We start from the raw sequence: 20,236 nt of genomic DNA, 5'->3' as shown, positions 1-20,236 counted from the left end.
CAGCCTGGCGCCCGCGCGATCGATCGACCCGACTCAACAGCCCAGATACCGCCCTCGGCGGTGATTGACGCCGATCACCATGTTCAGCGCGCCCGAGGCAAGCACGGACAAGGCGGCCGCGTGCAGACCGATGATCCAGGCCGCGGCGCCCAGAATGACCAGATCCATCAGCATCTGAATGGTGCCGGCGCGCCAGCCACGCGTTTCCTGCAAATAGACCGCCAGCACCCCGAGCCCGCCCAGACTGGCGCGATGGCGGATCAGCACCAGCAGCCCGTTGCCCACCAGCAGGCCGCCGACAATGGCGGCAAACACCGGGTTGATATGGTCGAGATGGATCAGTGTCGGCAACCACTCGCTCAAAACCGACAGCGACGCCACCGCGGCAAAGGTCTTGATCGTGAACGCCCGTCCCATGCCGCGCCAGGCCAGCACATAGAAGGGCAGGTTAATGACGAAGAACAGGGTGCCAAAGTTGAGGCCCGAGGCGTAGTGCGCCAGATAGGCCACGCCGACCGTGCCGCCCATGGGGATGTCGGCGCTGCGAAACAGCAACACGCCGACGGCGACATGGATGCTGCCGATGAGGATGGCGAGCACGTCTTCGTAGAGATGGTGGGGCGGGCTGGGCTGGGTCATGAGTGCGGCGTGGCGGGAAAGACCGACATGATACCGGCTCCGGTCGCTCTCGCCTGTCAGGGCAAATCCGGCTATGGTGAAACCAGAGCCTGAACATCAGGAATGCATAGGGGGCGTGCATGAAAGGGATATTCGTCAGCTACCGACGCCAGGACAGCCAGAGTGCCGCCGGCCGTCTGAGTGATCATTTGCGCGATCACTTGTCGGACGTACCGATCTTCCGCGATGTCGAAACCATCGAGCCGGGGGTCGACTTTGTCGAGGCCATCGAACGCGCGCTGGCCAGCTGCGGCGTTCTGGTCGCGGTGATCGGGCCGCGCTGGTTGAGCGTGACCGATGCCGACGGTCAACGCCGGCTGGACAGCCCCGACGATTACACCCGCATCGAGATCGCGACGGCCTTGAATCGGACCGGCGTGCGGGTGATTCCGGTGCTGGTCGAAGGCGCTGTGATGCCCGTGTCCACCGACTTGCCGGACGATTTGAGTCTGCTGGCCCGGCGCAACGCGGTCGAGCTCACCGACCGGCGCTGGGACTACGATGTGTCCCAACTGGTCGAGACCTTGCGCAAGGTGCTCGACGTGACGCCGGACCCCGATCCCGATCCCGATCCCGTGCCCCCGCCACCCCCCCCGCCGCCCCCAACGCCGGCCAAGGGTGGCTGGGTCAAATGGACGGTGATCGGCGTGATCGGGCTGGGGCTGATCGGCTTGTTCGCCGACGAAGGCATCGCGCCGCCCGAGCCCGACGTGAGCTACACCGTGCCGGCTGAGGTGGCGCCCCCGCCGACCCCCGTGGTGACGGACACCCGGCGACGCGAGATGGGCGTGGATCTGACCGGTTTCTGGCGCGATGAGGACGGCGGCGAGTTGCAGGTGGCGCAGCAAGGCGGCGCGTTCCAGGTGCGCGGCATGAGCGCTGATGGCGTCGTTGAGGGGCACGGGACGGTCAACGGGCTGCGTGGCCAGACCGTGTATTGGCTCAACGGTGTCGAACTGCACGCCAGCTTCTCGATCTCCAGCGATGGCAACCGGATCGACGCGACCGTGGTCGATCCGCGCAGCGGGGCGCGGGAGCGCTCGGTGCTAGTGCGAATGCGTTGAGGCCCAGGCCAAAAGATTCTTCAATCTACGCCGTTAGCAATAGGGTCGCGAGGCCGCGTCTGGTGTCTGACGGCGCGGCAGCGAGGTGATTGAGGAGATGGGTTTGACGGTGCTGGTACTTGCTTTTCTGTTTTTCGCGCTGGGCGTGGCGGCGCTGGTCCTGGCGGCTTGCCGGCGCCATGAACTGAACACGCTGCGGGCGACGTGCACCCAGTACGAGGCGGTGCTCAATCACCTGCCTGCCGGGATCACCCTGGTGGACGCCTCGCTCAACGTCACCGTGCATAACGCCGCCTTGCTCGAGGTGATGGATCTGCCGGCCGACCTGTTTGCGCATGGCACGACATCGCTTGAAACCTTGGTGCGCTACAACGCTCAGCGCGGCGAGTACGGCGAAGGGCCGCTGGACACCGTGGTTGGCGACGTCATGGCCCGGGTGCGTCAGCCCGAGCCATATCGCTACGAGCGAACACGGCCCAATGGCAAGGTGCTGGCCGTGCATGGCGCGCCCTTGCCCGACGGCGGCTTCGTCACCATCTATACCGACGTCACCGAGCGCCACAAGGCCGAGGCTGCGCTGGCGCGTGAGAGCTTTGACTTGCAGACCATTCTCGAGCACCTGCCGCAAGGCATTTCGGTGTTTGATGACCAGCTCCGGCTGCGTCGCTGGAACCGCATCTTGCTGGAGGTGCTCGAACTGCCCGAGTCGGCGGTGTACGAAGGCGTGCCGTTTGAAGAGCTGATCATGTTCCCGGCGCTGAGGGGCGAATACGGACCCGGCGACCCGGTGGAGCTGGTCAAGGCGCGCAAGGCGCTGGCGCTCCAGTTTCAGCCCCACCGCTTCGAGCGGACCCGCCCCAATGGGCGAACCCATCTGGTCGAAGGCACGCCCATGGTGCGCGAGGGCAAGGTCTCGGGCTTTGTGGCCAGCTACACCGACATGTCGGATCGCAAGCGCGCCGAAGAGGTGCTGCAGGCCAAGCATGACGTGTTGCAGACGCTGCTCGACAACATCCCCAGCGGGGTCACCGTTTTCGATGCCAATCTGAACATGGTGCTGCACAACGACGAAGTGCTGAAGCTGGTCGACTTTCCCAAGGCGCTGGCCGAGACGCAGCCGCATTTCTCCGAGGTGATCCGCTACAACGCCGAACACGGTGAATATGGCGAGGTGGACGTCGAGGCCAAGGTCGCCGAGATGGTGGCCCTGGCGCGCCACCCGACGCGCCACGTCATGGAGCGCACCCGGGCCAACGGACAGGTCTTGCTGGTGCGGGGCGCGCCGCTGCCGGGCGGGGGCTTTGTCAGCGTCTATTCCGATGTGACCGAGCGCCGCCGCATGGAAAACGCCCTTCAACGGCGCAGTGCCTACCTGCAGGCGATTCTCGATCAGCTGCCGCAGGGCATTTCGGTGTTCGACGAGGAACTGCACCTCAAGCATTGGAACAGCAAATTTGTCGACGTCCTCGACCTTCCGGACGGTGCGGTCTATCCGGAAGTGAGCTTTGAAGACCTGATCCGGGTGCCGGCCGAACGCGGCGAGTACGGCCCGGAGGACCCGGAGCACTATGTGCGCCAGCGCCGTGAGCAGGCTCTGCGCTTCGAGCACCATCGTTTTACCCGCAGCCGGCCCAACGGGCGGACGCATCTGGTGGAAGGTCAGCCCATGACCATCGACGGTGCGGTGGTCGGCTTCATCACCACCTATACCGACATCACCGATCACATGCAGGTCGAACAGGAGTTGCGCACCCGCAACGAGATTTTCCGCACCCTGATCGACAATATTCCCGGCGGCGTGTCGCTGTTCGACGGTGAATTCAAGCTGCTCGCGGCCAACGAGAAATTCAAACAACTGCTCGATTTCCCCGACTGGTTGTTCACACAAACGCCGGTGACGCTCGAATCCCTCTTCCGCTTCAATGCCCGGCGCGGTGAGTACGGCCCCTGCGATGTCGAAGAAAAGGTGCAGGCCCTGATGGAGCGTGCGGCCTGGCGCGAACCGCACCTGTTCGAGCGGAACCGCCCCAATGGCACGGTGCTCGAGATTCGCGGTCTGCCGCTGCCAGGCGAGGGCTTTGTCACCATCTACACCGACGTGACCGAGCACAAGCGGGCCATCGAGGCGGTGGAGCGGCTGGCTCACCAGGACGCGCTCACCGGGCTGGACAACCGCTACACGCTTGAATCCCGGCTCGACCAGTCGATCGCCGATGCGCGGCGAAACGGCAAGAAACTGGCGCTGATGTTCATCGACATGGACAACTTCAAGTCCATCAACGATTCGCTCGGGCATGCGGTCGGGGATGAGTTCCTGATCGCCATCGCTCGCCGGCTGCGCGAGACCGCGCGTGAGAGCGACATCGTGGCGCGGCCCGGCGGCGATGAGTTCGTGCTGGCGATCACCAATATTCAGGCGGTGTCGGCGGCGGTGCGCGTGGTCACCGAACTGTTCGAGTCGCTGGCCGAGCCGGTGATGCTCGGCGCGCAGCAGATCATCCCGTCCGCTTCGGTCGGCATTGCCGTCTTTCCGGACGATGGTGAAGACCGCACCACCCTCATGAAGCACGCCGATGTCGCCATGTACTCCGCCAAAAACGCGGGCCGCAATGGCTACCGGTTTTTCGATGCCGCCATGACCGTGGCGGCCGATGAGCGTCTGCGCATGGAGGCCGACTTGCGTCGCGCGCTCACGAACGGCGAGTTCGTGCTCCACTACCAGCCCAAGATCGGAACGGCCAGCCGGCGCTTGCTCGGTTTTGAAGCCCTGATCCGCTGGCAGCAGCGTGATGGTTCATTGGTGGCTCCGGCGCGCTTCATTCCGCTGGCCGAAGAAACCGGCCTGATCGGCGCGATCGGCGAATGGGCGCTGAACACCGCCTGCCAGACGCTGCAGCGCTGGCGCGCCGAGGGGCTGCGCAATCTGAGCATGTCGGTCAACCTGTCGGCCCGGCAGTTGCGCAACCCGGCCTTGCCGGCGCAGGTGCAAGGCGCGCTGGCGCGCAGCGGCATCCCGCCCGAGCGGCTGGAGATGGAGATCACCGAGAGCGTGGCGATGGAAGATCCGGCGCGCACGGTGGAGATCCTGCGCGAGCTGAAGGCGATCGGCATCGGCCTGTCGATCGACGATTTTGGCACCGGCTACTCCTCGCTCGCCTACCTCAAGCTGCTGCCCATCGACTGTCTCAAGCTCGACCGCACCTTTGTGACCGACATCGAGACCGACCCGAACGACGCGGCCATCTGCGCGGCCACCATTCGTCTGGCGCATACGCTGGGCCTGAGCGTGGTCGCAGAGGGGGTCGAAACCGTCGAGCAGGCGCGTTATCTGGACGGGCTTGCGTGCGATGTGATGCAGGGCTACTACTTCAGCCGCCCGCTGCCCGAAGCCGCCGCGCGGGCTTTCATCATCAACGGCGTGCGCGGCGGCGAGCCCGCGATCTGACCGGCGGCGTCGCACCGATCGCTCAAGTCCGACAAGCTCCTAGGTGGCGGACTCCGCCACCGGCCCAAGGCCGAGTCGCCCGGTCAGCCGGGCGATCAGGCTGTGCATGGCGGACGATGTGAGTTCGGGTGCGTCGACAAGCGTGTCGGCGGCACGGCGGGCCGGGCCGGCGAGGCCGAGCGCCGCGCAGGCCGAGTAAAAACTGAACACGTTGCGCTGTGGCAGCGCCAGCCGCTCGGCCAGATCCAGCAGCGGCAGCGGGTGGTTGAGCCACAACGCGGCCATGCGCAGCGCCTGCGGCAGCGGGGTGAGCGCGTTGAGATCGGGCCAATGCTTGAGATACACCGGCTGGTCGAGCGGCGTACCGCGCGGCACGCGGCCGCGGGCGGTCCACAGCGCCACTTTCCACAGCAAGGCGTCGCGACAGATGAAATCCGGCGCGCAGGTGATGTCGATGTCGGCCGCGACCGGCGCGAGGCGCACTTCTTTGGCCGCCATGCTGACCACGCACAGCGAGCGCAGCGGGCGGTCGGCCATGTTGACGTGCACCGCCCCGTTGCCGGGCGGGATGATCCAGCTGCCCCACACGCCGCTCATCGACACCGCGCGGCCAGTCGCGTCGGCTTGCGCGGCGGCCGATTGCAGATGACCTTGCAGGAAGTCTTCCGGGGCGTACCAGGCACGTGTCCAGGTCTCGGGGTCGGTGGCGTCGACATCCTGGGCGGTGCCCATCAGCAAACTCGCGCTGTCGTCGCCAACATCGGCGGCCGGCTCGGCGGCGGTGTCGGCCGCTGACTTGGGGGCAAAGACCGACTCGGCCACCGGGTCGTCGCTCAGGCGCAGGCGTCGCCGCACGCTGAGCAGCGCGCGGGCCATGCCTTTGGCGCGGATCGGTTTGCGCACGAAGAGCGCCTCGTTGGTGTGATTCACACTCAGCTCGATGATCGGTACATTCGGCCAGCGCTGGTGCGCGTCCTGCAGCCGGCGGGTGGCGTCGCCCCGATCGAGGTCGATCAGGATGGCCTGTGCGCGCTCGGGCTCGACCAGCACACAGCGCGATTTGACGCCGACCCGGAAGAACTCGCGCAGCATCGCGTGGGAGCGCTCGTCCATCCACGGAGCGGCAATCTTGACCGGATCGAGCATGGGGCCGGCGTCGGGCGGCGTGTCGTCAGTGGCTTCCATGGGGGGCGCGGTCCAGGGTGAGCGGAAAAGTGCAATGTCATGGCAACGGCCAAAATCCAGCCAACTTGAGCCTGTGGCGACTCTTGGGCTTATCGTGCCGCAGGCCGCGGCGGGAGCACAAGTATCTGCCCCGGATAGATGCGATCGGGATCGCGGATCAGCGTGGCGTTGTCGCGCTGGATGTCGCGCCACAGGGCCGGATCGCCATAGATGCGGGCGGCGATGCGCGAGAGTGATTCGCCCGGCGACACGTGGTACTCCATGGCGCGCCCCCGGCCGACGGCGAGGTTGTTCAGATGCGGCGGCAGGTGCTGGAGCGGATTGTCACCGGTGATGCGGTAGGCGGTTCCGCCGGCGCGCAGTTCGAGAATGTCGGGCACCGAGATCACTTGTCCGGGCTCGATGCGATGCGGATCGGCAATCACCTGGCCGCCCATCCCGAGCTCGGCCAGTCGATTGTTGTAGGCGACCATCTCGCGCCAGTTGCGGCCGTCGCCGGTGAGGCGGCGGGCGATACGCCACAGCGTGTCGCCACGGCGCACGGTGTAGCGCATGGGGCCGCCCTCGTCCGAGGGGCCGGCGGCCGGTTCGATGCCGGCGGCGGGTGCCGCCATGGCCAGCCAGGGTGCCAGCCGTTGCATCAGCGCCGCTTCAAGGGCCGGGTCGAAGGGGGCCATGGCGTCGAGTGCCGACAAGGCCATTTGCGCGCCATCGACATCGCCCGTCGCAAACCCCTGTTCGGCGGTGCGCGCCAGGGCGTCGGCCAGCTCGGCATGTGCTTGCCGGCCGAGGCGGTCGAGCGACAGCGCCGCGGGGTCCTGGTCGAGCGCCTGCGAGAGCAAGGCCGTGCCACCCATGGCATCGCCGGCGCGCAAATGCTTGAGCGCGAGGGCGGCGGTACCGGTCGGGGCGGGCGAGGGAAGGGCCGTGGGGCCGACGGGCGCAGGCGGCGGCGGAGGGATGATGGCGGGATCGACGGTCGCAGGGGGGCTGGGCGGTGTCGGGGCAACCCCCACCGGCGCGGGCTCAGGTATTGGTTCGGGTTGCGGCGGTGGGTCGGGCGGAAGGACCACGATCGGGTCAGTGGGGGCGGGCACGGGGGCTGGGGCAGGCGCCATGTTGACCGGCGTCGGCGCGCTGTCCTCACCCGATTGCAGCGCCAGCCACGCGCCGCCACCGAGCAGCAGCACGACACCGATCACCATGCCGATGCGCGCACCGCTGCTGCCCGATGCCGCCGGTGCGGCGGCGATGGGCGGGACCGGCGGTGGCGTGGCCGCCGGCGGTGTCTGGCTGGCGACCATGGGGTCGGCGGCGCGTCCGGGCGGGGCCGGGGCGAGGTCGAACAGGCGGCCGTCCGGCGTGCGCATGTGCAGCGCCGGTGCACCCCATTCGACCGCGTAGCCGCGCGCGTACAGAAAGGCGCGGGTGGAGGTGAGCGCGGCGTCGACCGGCTGGCCGGCGGCGAGGTAGCGGTAGAAGTGGCGCGCCATCGCCACGGCGGCGCCGTCGGGCACCGGAAACTGCATCGCGATGACAGCCGGGATGCCGCGCCGGATCAGGCTCTGCGCCATGCCGCCAAAGGGGTCGCGGGCCGAGGCGGTGGCGCCCATGCAGCTGTTGAGGAAGACCAGCCGCAGCGAGGTGAGGTGGTTGCGCAGCAGCACCGCGAGCTGGCGGCCGGCGATGGTGTCGGCGGTGCCGGGGGCGGTGTCCGATTCGAGCACCAGCACGCCCTCGTCATCCACAAAATCGCCATGGCCGATGAAGTGCAACACGTGCGGGCGGTGTTCGAGCAAGGCGTTGTCGAGCCGCTCGAGCGTGGCGTGGTCGAGCCGCACGGTTTGCATCACGCCGCGTTCGGTGAGCTCGGCCAGCGCGGTGTCGAGGTGGGCGATCTCCTCGCCGACCTCCAGACCGGGCCGGTCGCTTGGCGCGGCGATGGCGATCAGCAGGCGCAGTGGCGGTTCGACGGTGAGCGTGGGTGTGGCGGCGTCGACATCGAGCCAGCGCACCACCGGCAGCATGCGGTCCGAGAACAGAAAATCGTCCTTGGCCGGGCTGTAGAGAAACTCCCACGGCAGGCGGGCCAGCTCGGGCGCGTCGGTGGTGTTGATGACAAAGCGCAGGCCGTTGCCGCGTTGCGGGTCGACGCTGCGCAGGTTCTCTTCGAGGCAGGTGCGCAGCGGGGAGTCAAACAGCGCGGCGTAGAGCTGCTGGCCGATCTGGCGGGCGTTGGCGCCGGCCGGCAGCAAGGCGTCGACCGTGGCGTCGCTGACCGCGCGGCGGGTCGATCCGGCGATGGGCTGGGCGGCCTGCCACAGGCCGTGTTCCAGCGCGGCGGTGTCGAGCGGCAGGTGGGTGGCCGGTTGCTCGCCGGCGGGGGAGGCCGGTACGGCCAGGGTGTAGCTGCCCGCGCCATCGAGGCTGAAGCGCAGTTGCACCGACTGGTAGCGCACGCCGCCGGGGTCGGCCTTGGGCGGGGCGGCCGGAGTGTCGTCGGGCGCGGTGTGGCGGCGCACGCGCTCCTGCACTTCGAGCACCACTTCTGCGGTGAGGTTGCCCTCCGCCTGCATCAGGGTGAGCGCGCGCAGATAGGCCGGGATGGTGTCGAGTGGGGTCGGGGCGACCACCACCGGCAGCACATGCCAGCCCGGCGTCGGCCATTTGCGGCTGACGATTTTCAGCTCGGTGCGGGTGTAGTGGCCGTCGGCCACGGCGGCCGGCGAGACCAGAAAGATGAACAGCTCGCAGGCGTCGATGGCCTCGCGGATGCGGTCGTCAAAGCTCGCGCCGGCGGGCAGGTCTTCGCGGTCGAAGAACACCTCGTGCCCGGCCGCCTGCAGCCGGCAGCACATGTCGTCGGCAATCTCGCGGTAGTCCGAGGCGTAAGACAGGAAGATGTTCAATGGACGCTCAGGTGGCCGGGCTCACTTGAGTATAGTCAGTCGATGACGGCGTGCTGAGCTGCGCCGCCTCAGGAGGTGGCGGGCGACATTGAGTTACGCCCGCGCTCCGGGTTGGGCTCGACCACCCGATGCAGCTGTTCCGACAGTTGATCCGCGCCGCCGATGTAGCTGCCGTCGAGCCAGATCTGCGGCACGGTGACCGGCGTTTTTGGCCCGATGATGGGCTTCACCCGTGCCAGCATTTCGTACAGCGCGCGCGGGTCGCGCACCACGTCGTGGTAGGTGTAGGCGATGCCCGCTTCGTCCAGATACTGCTTGGCGCGCTGGCAGTGCGGGCAGCTGGCCTTGCCGAAGATGTGGTTGCCGCTCACGGCCGTGCGCGCGGCAGCGGCGTCGATCACTGCCTGGGTGAGCAGCCCGCGGTTGAGCGCCTGGCCCTGGCTCACCACCTTGCCCTCGACCATCACGATGGGCGCATGCCAGCCGCCCTTGAGCAGCGGTTGCCACCATTCGGTGAGCCAGTCGCGCACCGCCAGATCGACCGCGATGCCGTCCAGCTCATGCACCAGGGTGTCGACGATCACGTCGCGGGTCAGCGCGCATTCGCCGCAGGGAATGGTGACTTTGAACGGCCCCCAGGCGCCGGCCCAGCGGTAGACCACGATGTTGACGGCCTTGGGTGTGGTGCTCTCTGCGTTTGCCATGTGGCCCCTCCGGGAATGATCAGCTGGGTATGCAGATCAGACCGTCGGCGGGGCCCCAGGCTTACACCGGACGACTCAGCAGGCGCTGGCGCGCTCGCAGGTCGAGGCCGCCTCGACCGCTTTGACCACCGGGCGCTTCTCTTTGGTCCAGGCGCGAATACCGCCTTCGACGTTGTACACCTTGGCGTAGCCGACGTTCTCGGTCAGGAAGCGGCTGACCACCGCGGTGCGGTTGCCGCTACGGCAGATCAGCACCACCGGCTCGCCGGGCTTGGCGATGGCTTGCAGGCGCGCCAGCCAGGCCTCGGGCTCGGCTTCGCCGCGGTTGTCGAAAAAGGTGAGCAGGTGGCTGCCCGGCACGATGCCGGTCTGCTGCCACTCGGGCGCGGTGCGGATGTCGACCACCGGCACGCCCTCGGTGCGCAGGCGCTCGAGCGTGGCCGCGTCGATGTTGACCGTGTCAGCCACGGCGGAAAAACTCAGGCCGGCGAGGGCCGCGATCAGCCAGACACGCATGGCAGTGACTCCGTCTATCAGGAAACGCTGATTATACGCCCGGCGCGGATTGCCGGCGCTCGCGACGTCCACGCTGCCAGCCGCGCAGGCTTTCCCACTGGTAGATGGCCAGCCCGGCGAGGATCAGCGCGGTGCCGGCCCACAGGCGCGGGCCGGTTTCTTCGCCGTTGAGCGCCTGGCCGAGCAGCAGCGCCAGCACCGGTGTCATCAAGGTGATCAGCGCCACGCGCGAGGCTTCCATGTGGCGGATGCAGTAGTAATACAGCGCAAAGCCGATCACCGAGCCGAACACGCCGAGGTACACAATGGCCGCGCCGGCGCGTAGCGGAATGGCCTCGGGCAGCGTGCCGTCGGTCAGCCACCACAGCAGCGCAAAGCCCGGCAGCGACACGCTGAGCGTGCCCACCGTGGTGGCCAGCGGCGGGCTGTCGTCATCGATGCGCTTGAGCCACACCATGGCGGCGGTGTAGCACACCACCGCAATCAGCAGCGCGCCCAGGCCGGCCAGCGCATTCGGCCCGCCGCGTGTGCCGCCATGCAGAAAGATTACCGCCAGCCCGGTCAGGCCCAGGCCGGCGCCGATCAGGCGCGGCCGGGTCAGCGAGCGCTCGCCCAGCCACAGCGCCGCCAGCACCCCGGCCACCAGCGGCGACAGGCCGAACATCACCGAAATGAGCCCCGAGTGCACATAGCGCGCCGCCCAGTAGGTAAAGCCCATGCCGGCGAGCAGGCCGAGGCCGCCCACCACATACGACTGGCGTGCCTTGCTGTGCAGCGGAAAGCCGATGCGACCGGCCACCAGAATGATGGTGCCGATGACCACCCCAATCACCATGCGCGCGAGCACCGCAAAGGCAAAGCCCGTGCCCTCGGTGCTCCACTGGATGGCCAGCGGCGTGGTGGACCAGATCAGGATGACGCCAAGGTAGGCGAGTGAAACCGGCATGGCGATGCGCTCGGGAGGTAAGCGACGAGTCTAGCCGCTGCCCGCCGCGCCGACCAGCGCGCTTCGTTACTCGAACAGCGCGCCCACGCTCTCGCCACTGTGAATGCGCTCGATGGCGGCGGCCAGCAAGGGCGCGATGGTCAGCACCGTGAGCTTGTCGAGATGCTTGTGCTCGGGGATCTGCACCGTGTTGGTCACCACGATGGACTCGATCGGCGCCTCGCGCAGCCGCTCGATCGCCGGGCCACACAGCACGCCGTGCACCGCGCCGGCGTGGATGGTGCGCGCGCCGGCGTCGCGCAGGGTGTCGATGGTGGTGATCAGCGTGCCGCCGGTGGATATCTCGTCTTCAAAAATCACCGCGTCGCGCCCCTTCACCTCGCCGATCACCTGGCCCTGCTTCACCTGCGTGTCGCTGATGCGTCGCTTGTCGATGATCGCCATCGGAATGCCCAGCCGCTCCGAGAACCGCCCCGCGCGCTTCGCGCCGCCCGCGTCGGTCGCCACCGCCACCATGTTCGAGATGTCGTAGTTCTGGCGGAAATGCTCGGCGATGGTCGGGATCGCGGTGAGATGATCCACCGGCATGGTGAAAAAGCCGTGCACCTGATCGGCGTGCAAATCCATGGTCAGTACCCGGTCAGCCCCCGCCGTGCGCAGCATGTCGGCCACCAGCCGGCCGGTAATCGAAATGCGCGGCGCGTCCTTTTTGTCGGAGCGCGCATAGGAGTAATACGGAATCACCGCCGTCACCCGACGCGCCGACGCGCTGCGCAAGGCATCGAGCGTGATCATCAACTCCATGATGTGATCGCTCACCGGCTCGGTGAAAGACTGCACCACAAACACATCGCGCTCGCGCACATTGGCCATCACCTGTACATGCAGGTTGTCATTCGAGAAACGGGCGATTTCCAGCGGGCTGAGCGGAATGCCCAGGGTGCTGCAGATTTCGCGGGCCAGGGGGTCGTTGGAGTTGCCGGCGAAGATGCGCAGGGCGTCGTTCATGAGGGGGCTCGTGTCGGGCGGGCGGGAGAAGCCGCCATTGTAAGCCGATGTATCGGCTGTGCCGAGACATGGGGCACACTTGGGGGTCGGTGGACGCAGACTGTGACACTGCGAGTGCGCTGCAGCGCAAGAGGGGGATGGTGTCGGCGGTGGCTGAAGTCGTCTGTTGGGCCGGTTTCAAACCGGCCGGCGGTTTCTCGGTCGGTCGTCATTTTATTCGACGGGGCGTTGGCCGGGTTTCGCCCCGGCGGGCGAATCACTTCTTTGTCGCGACAAAGAAGTAATCAAGAAAACGCCCCCCGCTGTACCGCCGGCTGCGCCGGTCCCCTCACTACGCTCGCGCCCGGCGGGTCGTGTCGCAAACTCGCCCTGCGGGCTCAAACAGGCGACACGACAATTCCCGCCGGCCACGCGCTTCGTTCGGCGATACAGAAGGGGAAGTGCTCACGGGCTCGGCTTCGCCATCGCCCGGGCGGAATGGTGGCGCTTCGTAGGGAGTAATTGATGCAACCGTATTGGTACCCTGCGCATGCTAGGCAGAGTTGTCGTCAGAGTGTTTTGCCGGGCCATTTCGGGGGTCTTATGAACACGGAGTCGAGAAGAGGTCGCACTATCTGTACACATGGGTCGGTGTGCCAATCGAATTTTTCCAGGATCCCAGATTGGTTCGTGAGGCGGCGCAGCTCTGGCCATTCGTCCCCCAGACAGGCCATGAACAGGAAGTAGCCTTCAATCCAACTAAGATGCGAAGAAACAAGGCTGAAGTAAAACCGTTTTCTTTCGTTCGAAAAATGGATTTGTGAATCGATCCAAGCAAGAAGTGCTTCAAGTGTCGCGAGAGGTGCCCTTAGGTCATTCCGAAACCCCTTTCTAAAGAAATCTTCGCGCAGAGACATATAGATGGAGCGAAACGCGTCGTGGTGCTCCGTCGGTAGGGCTCTGATTTGCTTGATCCAATCTCCCTGCAACGGGACGGGAATCACTCCTTGGGACCAACCTGTCTCTAGGACATGACAACCAGCCAAAAACTGCGAGTGCATCGTTTTGAGGGCCTCACGCCCATTACGAATCCTGATTTCACCGACAGAGAGGGGGCCATAGCGTGACAAATCGAAATGGATGTCGCCTACTAGGGATCGATAGCTTTCAAGCCATGCAAAGAATGTCTGTTCGAATCTCTGGTCATGGATGGCTTCGTTCTGGGCTGAAAGTGCATCCGCTGAGTTCTTTAGCTCCCCTCGCGTAAGTTCAAGCTCCTCTTTCGACAGTTCGGCCACCTGGCGGGATAGTTTCAGCTCCCGACTTTGGACATACAGTGTCATAAGAAGCGCGAGAAGAGCCAGAAAGGAGAACGCAGGGTTGAGGACTCCGCCGAAGAAGTCTCCTAGTTGCCCCCACGCGTCGGGTTCGGAGGTTATCGAAAGGCTTCTGAAAAACCACATGTACAAGCCGACGGTGACAGTTGCAAGGATTGCCGCAGCGAGGCCAAGCACCTTTAGCACACGGGGGAGGTTTTCCGTGATCCAATCGGGCTGGTCCTTGGTATGAGTCCGCATATCAGAAGGGAATCCTTTGCTGGAGGGCGATTCAGAGATGCTGCGTGACGAATCGGTTCAGACCCTGTCAAGCGACAGGAAGATTTGCCGAAGCACGACACTCGATAAGCTTGCGAATCACCAGCAAGACTGCCACAGAAAGCCGAGTCGGGTAATAATTTGTCGCCCTCTGCCGCGCCAACCGGAGGATGCGCCGGGCGGGAAAAGGGGCTTCGCTTGTTTGAGCCCGCAGGGCGAGTTTGCGAAGCACCCCGCCCGGTGCGTCCGGAGGGCGGGAACCCTGCAGGGGGCGCGAAAGCGGGCTGTGCTTCTTTGCTTAGCTTTCTTGCACAAGCAAGAAAGTAAGTCGCCCGCCGGGCGAGACCCGGCCAATCCAAGCCGGCCGAAGGCAACGCCAGACCGAGCCACCAAAAAAATCAATACAACAAGAACGGCACCCGAGCCTCCCGCCAAGCCGCTTCATCCGGCGCAGTGATCGCCTCCAGATCCGCAGGCGTAGCAGATGCATCCTCCACCCACCCCCGCAACAAGGGCGAGCCATTGATCAGGTCAATCGCCAGCCGGTCGTACTCATACTCGTAGGCAAAATCCCGCCACAACGGATAGTCCGCCCGCTGCCGCAGCACAGCCTTGAAGGCCAGCGCCTGCAGCCGCCACGGCTGAAAGCGGTCGTGCTGGTATGCGCCGTCGTCGACATGAATCTGCACGCCGTGACACTGCGTGCCGGCGTGCTTGTGGAAGGTCGGTTCGAACCAGCACTCGCGCAGGCGGCAGCCTTGCAGCCACTGGGGGGCGAGGGCGTGCATGTCGCGTAGCAGGGCGGCGGCGTCGAGGTCGGGGGCGCCGAAGACTTCGAGCGGGCGGGTGGTGCCGCGGCCTTCGGAGAGGGTGGTGCCTTCGAGCATGACGGTGCCGGCGTAGGCGCGGGCCATGGAGAGGTTGGGGGCGTTGGGGCTGGGGTTGACCCAGCTGCGTTCGCCAATGGGCCAGCCGTAGCCGGGCGCGGCGTTGGGTTGCCAGCCGGTCATGGGGATGACCTGGCAGTCGACATCGAGTTTGAGGGTGGCGACGAACCAGCGCGCCATCTCGCCCATGGTGAGGCCGTGGCGCATGGGCATGGCGCCGGCGCCGACGAAGCTTTCCCAGTCTTCACGCAGGGTGAGGCCTTCGACCGGGCGGCCGGCGGGGTTGGGGCGGTCGAGGATCCACACCGCCTTGCCATGCGCGGCGGCGGCTTCGAGCACATAGCGCAGGGTGGTGATGAAGGTGTAGATGCGGCAGCCGAGGTCTTGCAGGTCGACCAGTAGCACATCGAAGCTGGCCATCATGGCGTCGGTGGGGCGGCGCACTTCGCCATACAGGCTGAAGACGGGGATGCCGTGGGCCGGGTCGGTGAAGTCGGGCGACTCCATCATGTTGTCCTGCTTGTCGCCGCGCAGGCCGTGCTGGGGACCGAAGGCGGCGGTGAGGTTCAGGTCGGGCAGGGCGGCGAGGGCGTCGAGGCTGTGGGTGAGGTCAGCGGTGACCGAGGCCGGGTGAGCAAGCAGGGCGAGGCGTTGGCCGGCTAGCGGGCGGCGCAGGGCGGGCTCGGAGATGAGGCGGTCGATGCCGAATTTCATGCGGTCGCATCCAGGGTAAGCATCAGCGCGAAGCTTTCGCGATGATGAAAGTCAGGCTGGGCGGCGGGGTGGCGTTGCGCCCAGTAGGAGAGTGGGCCGTCGGTGGCTTCGAGCACGGCGGTGAGGGCGATCTGCAGCGGCTCGCGGCCGTTGGCCGGGAGCATGTGCGGTGGGAGCGTGACCTGCAGGCTCAGGCCGGATTCGTCGTGATCGATGCGGATGTTGGCCGACCACGGCCGCGGTGCCGTGGCGCTGCGCTGGCGGTAGGTGTCGAAGTCGTACGCCGCCCACTGGCGGGAGGGTGAGAAGTTGAACTCGCGGTAGGCGGCCGCACCACCGAGGGCGACAAAGGCTTCGAAACAGGTGTGCTGCCACAGACCGTCCGCCGGACTGGCCAGGCGCAGCGCGGGAATGGCGAGGCGGTCGACCGGCCCGGTGAGAACATAGCGCAGACGCAAGCCGGTGGCGGCGTCGAGGCGCGCGTCGGCGGTGAGCTGCAGGCCGGGCGGCGCGGGATGGCGGGGGTGGGGCGACAGGCGTGGCATGGCGGAGACGCTCGCGATCGGGACCGGCGCAGTCTACCGTGATCGCCGCTTTGCCGGCGGCGTCGGCGTCCACGAAAAACGGCGACCTCGCGGTCGCCGTTTCTGAAACGGTGCGACGGCGTGGCTCAGGCCTTGCGGCGACGCAGCGCCAGACCGGCCAGGCCAAGGCCCAGCAGGGCCAGCGACGCGGGCTCCGGCATCGGGTTGGTGCCGCCGCCGCCGATGTCACCGGCTTGCAGGACGAAGCGCAGAGTGTCCTGATTGAGGCCGCCCGACAGGTTCTGGATGGTGCCAGCGGTACTCAAGGAGGCCCATTGCTGCGTGGTGCCGCAGGTGGCGCCGCAGGTGACGTCATAGGTGCCGGCATTGAGGCCGGAGAAGGTGACGCCCTGCCACCACACTACGCCGCCGAACAGATTCGGGTCGGTGGCGACCGGGAAGTCATAGCTGAAGCCCGGGGTCGAGCTGATGTCCCAGAAGAAGTTGTTGGTGCCGTCGGTCAGACCCGCAGGCTTGACGTTCACCGGGGCGATGTCAAACGCCTTGGTTACCGGGCCATACGCGGTGCCCAAGGCGCCGACCAGCGTCAGGTCGGCTTCATTGACGACGGTACCACCGTGGACATAGGAGCCCGTCCAGAAAGTGACCTCACCCGGATTGACGCCGGCGACATAACCGATGGAGGTGGTGTGGGCCATGGCGGCGGCGGGCAAGGCCAGACCGATGGCGAGTGCGAGTGTGCGGAGTTTCATGGTGTTTCCCCCTTCATGTGCTGTGGGTGGCAAAGACCACAGATGTCGCCCTCACCACAGCATCTTCTAAGAATGTCGGTGCGACATTGTGTCCAATTGACATCACGCATAAGCCGTGCCACTTATGTATTAGTGGTTTGTTAATATTTCAATAAAATCATAGTGTTAAGTTGAACTTATCTATAGTCTTCGGTCAGTGTGTTGCGGGCGTTGTCGGGTCAATGTAAATAAACTCGACACAAGGTTTTACCCTCATTTGCGTTCATTTATGGCACGCGCATTCGCGCTCTCGGAGGGCGTTTCGCCGTCTATACTCGCGCCATGCGCCTGCCCGTCGTTCCCACCATCGTCTTTGCCCAGCTCTTTGGCGGTTCCCTGTGGTTTTCGGCCAACGGGGTGGGCGATGCGTTGATGCGGGTGTGGGGGATCGGGCCGGCGCAGATCGGGCTGCTGACCAACGCGGTGCAGTTGGGATTTATTGTCGGCACGCTGGGCTTTGCGTTGAGCGGCTTGGCTGATCGTTATCCGGCGAGCCGCATCTTTGCCGTTTGTGCGGTGCTGGGCGCGCTGGCCAACGCGGCCTTTGCCTTGCTGGCGGGCGGCATGACCAGCGCGCTGGTGCTGCGCTTTGCGGTGGGGGTGTGTCTGGCGGGCGTCTATCCGCTGGGGATGAAGCTGGTGGTGAGCTGGGTGCCCGAGCGCGCCGGCCATGCGCTGGCCTTGCTGGTGGGCATGCTCACGCTGGGTACGGCGCTGCCGCATGGCTTGAAGCTGGCCGGCGGCGCAGCCTGGCAGGCGGTGTTGCTGGGCGCCTCGGCACTGGCCGTGATCGCGGCGGTGATGATCTTTTTGCTTGGCGACGGGCCACACCTGCGGCGGCGTGACGGCGCACCGACGCTGCGCATGGGTGCGGTGTTGGCGGCGTTCCGGATTCCTGTCTTTCGTTCTTCGGCGTTTGGCTATTTTGGCCACATGTGGGAGCTGTACGCCATGTGGACGCTGGTGCCGCTCTTGGTGGCGAGCTCCTCGCTGGCGACGCTGGGCTCGGTGTCGGGCTTGAGTTTTGTGATTATCGGCGTTGGCGCGCTGGGCTGTTTTGCGGGCGGATTGATCAGCCGTCGCACGGGTAGCGCGCCGGTGGCGGCCGTGGCACTGGCCACCTCCGGCGTGTGCTGCGCGCTGTTTCCGCTGGTGGCCGATGCGTCGGCCGGGTGGCTGATGGCCTTTTTTGTGCTGTGGGGGCTGAGCGTGCCGGCCGATTCGCCACAGTTTTCGGCCATGTCGGCGCGCGCCTGTCCGCCCGAGATTGTCGGCAGCGCGCTGGCGCTTCAGAACGCCATCGGCTTCGCGATCACCATTGTGTCGATTTCATGGGGCACGGCCGTGGTGGCGGAGTGGGGGGCAAAGGTGTCGTGGCTGTTGCTGCCGGGGCCGGTGCTGGGGGTGATTGCGTTGTTGCCGCTGTTGCGCAATCCGTCAGCGCGCTGAGTCGGCCATCGGCATTATCTGCAGGCAGGCCGCCACGCCGGTGGCGATGCCGTCGGCCATGCGGCGTTGCCGGGCGGGCTCGCGCAGCAGCAATTCTTCATCCCGATGCTTGATCACGCCGGCTTCGAACAGCACGGCGGGCACGGCCGCGCGATAGAGCACGATGAGATTGTCGTACCAGTGCACGGTGTTGGCCTCATCGGCCCAGGCGCGGCGGCGGGCGTTTTTGTCGGTGGGCACGAAGCCCATGCGCTGCAGGCGGGCACCGATGGCCGAGGCGCAGGTCAGGCTGGCTTCGGGCGCGGGGTTGTCGTGCGACACAAATAACGAATGACCGGCCCAGGCGTCGCTATAACTTTGCGGCGCACCCTCCCAGACCCAGGGCGTGAGCTCGTGTTCGCTGACCGAATCGTGATGGATTGAGAGAAAGAAGTCGGCCTCAGGCACGGCCTTGGGGCGGTCGCGCAGCGAGGTGATCTGTCCGTCGTCGTTCACCAGATGTGCGGCGATGCCGCGGGTGATGAGCGCGGCGGCGACTTCGCGGGCCAGGTCGCGGTTGAACTCGAACTCGCTGCGCCCGCGGGCGCTGGTGGCGCCGGGGGCGGCGAGGGTGTGGCCGACGTCGACCGCCACCACGGGCGGGCGCGCCGCGGCGGGCAGACTCAGCAGCGCGGTGATCAGGGCAAAGAAGGCAGGCGGGGTGCGTGGCATGGCCGCCAGTGTAACGAGCCGGCGGCGGTCACCACCAGCGCATCAGCCCGAACACCGCAAAGCTCACTCCCAGCGACAGCAGCAGATGGCCGCTGAGACGCGCCACCACGGCCGCGACGAGGGTACCGACAAGCCACGGGTTGCTCACCGACACATCCACCTGCCCGCCCGGCGCCAGCGCCTCGGGCACGATGATGGCGGTGAGCACCGCGACCGGCACATGGTGGAGCGCCGCCTTGAGCGCGGGCGGAAAGCGCAGGCGGTGGCCGAAGACCAGAAAGCTGGCGCGGGTGAGATAGGTGGCCAGGAACATGCCGGCGAGCAGGGCGGCGACGGTCATGCGGCGGCCGCCCGGGTCTTGCGTTTATGGTCCATCCACACGCCGGCGGCGACGCCGGCAAAGGCGGCGAGGATCAGCCCAAGCTTGAAGGGCAGGCCACGCGCCAGCCAGGCGGTGGTGCCGGCGGCCAGCGCGACGACCACTGGCGTGGGCGCGCGCAGTTGCGGCGCGATCATGGCGGCGAAGGTGGCGATCATGGCGAAATCCAGCCCCCAGCCGGCCAGATCGGGAAACTGCTGGCCCAGCCAGGCGCCGATGGCCGTCCAGGTGAGCCAGTTGAGGTAGAAGCCGCCGCCGGCGCCGAGGGCGTAGGGCAGCAGCGCCTCGTTGCCGCGTTCCATCAGGCGTTTTTCGATGACGGCGAAGACTTCGTCGGTCAGCCAGAAGGCGACCAGCGCGCGCCAGCGCAGGGCCCAGCCATGGGCGGCCGGGTGCACCGTGGCGCTGTACAGCGCATGGCGCAGGTTGACCACGAAGGTGGTCAGCCAGATCACCGGCAAGGCGGCACCGCCGCTGATCAGGCTGACCGCGATGAACTGCGCCGAACCGGCGAAGACGATTACCGACATGGCCAGCGCGGCCAGCGGCGACAGGCCGGCAGCCACGGCGGTGGTGCCGTAGATGACGCCGAAGGGCAGGGTGCCGATCATCAGCGGGAGGGCATCGCGGGCGCCGGCGAAGACGGCGTGGCGGACGGTGGTCATCGGTTCAGTGGCTCACGCGGCGACAATGTCGGTGCGGAAGGCGTGGGTGTATTCAGGGCGCGTGCG

General features: G+C 66.5%; 17 protein-coding genes. 3 read left to right on the top strand and 14 right to left on the bottom strand.

Going from position 1 to position 20,236, the window contains the following annotated elements; all coding sequences use genetic code 11:
- Positions 1-33: 33 nt before the first annotated feature.
- Entirely contained in the window at positions 34-639 is a 606-nt protein-coding gene (locus FHP89_RS15105) for a YitT family protein (RefSeq protein WP_144174335.1), read from the bottom strand.
- A 119-nt stretch (positions 640-758) separates the two neighbouring features.
- Here FHP89_RS15105 and FHP89_RS15100 point away from each other — a divergent pair, with 119 nt between their 5' ends.
- Together FHP89_RS15100 and FHP89_RS15095 are read left to right on the top strand one after the other, a co-directional pair.
- Entirely contained in the window at positions 759-1,742 is a 984-nt protein-coding gene (locus tag FHP89_RS15100; protein ID WP_144174332.1) for a toll/interleukin-1 receptor domain-containing protein, read from the top strand.
- A 109-nt stretch (positions 1,743-1,851) separates the two neighbouring features.
- Complete coding sequence (locus FHP89_RS15095; protein ID WP_260851638.1) at positions 1,852-5,187, top strand: PAS-domain containing protein; 3,336 nt, start codon at positions 1,852-1,854, stop codon at positions 5,185-5,187.
- 39 nt (positions 5,188-5,226) lie between these two features.
- Here the strand turns inward: FHP89_RS15095 and FHP89_RS15090 are convergent, their stop codons facing one another.
- From FHP89_RS15090 to FHP89_RS21240, 10 genes are all read right to left on the bottom strand, one after another.
- Positions 5,227-6,372 (bottom strand): hypothetical protein, encoded by a 1,146-nt coding sequence (locus tag FHP89_RS15090; protein WP_144174328.1) that lies wholly within the window; start codon positions 6,370-6,372, stop codon positions 5,227-5,229.
- An 89-nt stretch (positions 6,373-6,461) separates the two neighbouring features.
- On the bottom strand, positions 6,462-9,281 hold the full coding sequence (locus FHP89_RS15085) for a CHAT domain-containing protein (RefSeq protein WP_144174326.1): 2,820 nt from the start codon (positions 9,279-9,281) through the stop codon (positions 6,462-6,464).
- A 68-nt stretch (positions 9,282-9,349) separates the two neighbouring features.
- Entirely contained in the window at positions 9,350-9,985 is a 636-nt protein-coding gene (locus FHP89_RS15080; protein WP_144174324.1) for a glutaredoxin family protein, read from the bottom strand.
- A gap of 75 nt (positions 9,986-10,060) precedes the next feature.
- Positions 10,061-10,501, bottom strand: coding sequence for a rhodanese-like domain-containing protein (locus FHP89_RS15075; RefSeq protein ID WP_144174322.1), 441 nt, complete (start codon positions 10,499-10,501; stop codon positions 10,061-10,063).
- 31 nt (positions 10,502-10,532) lie between these two features.
- Positions 10,533-11,447: a DMT family transporter gene (locus FHP89_RS15070; RefSeq protein ID WP_144174320.1), complete on the bottom strand. Its 915-nt coding sequence runs from the start codon at positions 11,445-11,447 to the stop codon at positions 10,533-10,535.
- Positions 11,448-11,513: 66 nt separating this feature from the next.
- Positions 11,514-12,455: a ribose-phosphate diphosphokinase gene (locus FHP89_RS15065; protein ID WP_144174318.1), complete on the bottom strand. Its 942-nt coding sequence runs from the start codon at positions 12,453-12,455 to the stop codon at positions 11,514-11,516.
- Between the two features lie 548 nt (positions 12,456-13,003).
- On the bottom strand, positions 13,004-14,011 hold the full coding sequence (locus FHP89_RS15060; RefSeq protein ID WP_144174310.1) for a hypothetical protein: 1,008 nt from the start codon (positions 14,009-14,011) through the stop codon (positions 13,004-13,006).
- Positions 14,012-14,427: 416 nt separating this feature from the next.
- Complete coding sequence (locus tag FHP89_RS15055) at positions 14,428-15,630, bottom strand: exo-beta-N-acetylmuramidase NamZ family protein (RefSeq protein ID WP_144174303.1); 1,203 nt, start codon at positions 15,628-15,630, stop codon at positions 14,428-14,430.
- On the bottom strand, positions 15,627-16,175 hold the full coding sequence (locus FHP89_RS15050) for a DOMON-like domain-containing protein (protein WP_144174301.1): 549 nt from the start codon (positions 16,173-16,175) through the stop codon (positions 15,627-15,629). Before FHP89_RS15050 ends, FHP89_RS15055 begins: the two co-directional genes overlap by 4 nt.
- Before the next feature lie 125 nt (positions 16,176-16,300).
- A complete protein-coding gene (locus FHP89_RS21240) occupies positions 16,301-16,927 on the bottom strand; it encodes a PEP-CTERM sorting domain-containing protein (RefSeq protein ID WP_260851632.1) in 627 nt (208 codons plus the stop codon).
- Between the two features lie 321 nt (positions 16,928-17,248).
- Here FHP89_RS21240 and FHP89_RS15040 point away from each other — a divergent pair, with 321 nt between their 5' ends.
- Positions 17,249-18,415, top strand: coding sequence for an MFS transporter (locus tag FHP89_RS15040; protein ID WP_144174299.1), 1,167 nt, complete (start codon positions 17,249-17,251; stop codon positions 18,413-18,415).
- On the opposite strand, the gene FHP89_RS15035 is transcribed toward FHP89_RS15040, so the two are convergent.
- Genes FHP89_RS15035 through FHP89_RS15025 form a run of 3 tightly spaced genes read right to left on the bottom strand, consistent with a single transcriptional unit; the run spans position 18,404 to position 20,170 of the window.
- A complete protein-coding gene (locus FHP89_RS15035) occupies positions 18,404-19,126 on the bottom strand; it encodes an N-acetylmuramoyl-L-alanine amidase family protein (protein WP_144174297.1) in 723 nt (240 codons plus the stop codon). The genes FHP89_RS15040 and FHP89_RS15035 overlap by 12 nt on opposite strands.
- A 28-nt stretch (positions 19,127-19,154) precedes the next feature.
- Positions 19,155-19,466 carry an AzlD domain-containing protein gene (locus FHP89_RS15030; protein ID WP_144174292.1) on the bottom strand — a complete coding sequence of 104 codons (312 nt, stop codon included), beginning with the start codon at positions 19,464-19,466 and terminating at the stop codon, positions 19,155-19,157.
- On the bottom strand, positions 19,463-20,170 hold the full coding sequence (locus FHP89_RS15025; RefSeq protein ID WP_144174285.1) for an AzlC family ABC transporter permease: 708 nt from the start codon (positions 20,168-20,170) through the stop codon (positions 19,463-19,465). The genes FHP89_RS15030 and FHP89_RS15025 overlap by 4 nt, the downstream gene beginning before the upstream one ends.
- Positions 20,171-20,236: the final 66 nt, after the last annotated feature.

The sequence above is a fragment of the Denitromonas ohlonensis genome (assembly GCF_007625205.1).
In the GTDB taxonomy this organism is placed as follows: Bacteria; Pseudomonadota; Gammaproteobacteria; order Burkholderiales; family Rhodocyclaceae; genus Nitrogeniibacter; species Nitrogeniibacter ohlonensis.
The sequence above is the reverse complement of the archived record's forward strand: the minus strand, read 5'-3'. Positions and strand labels throughout refer to the sequence as shown.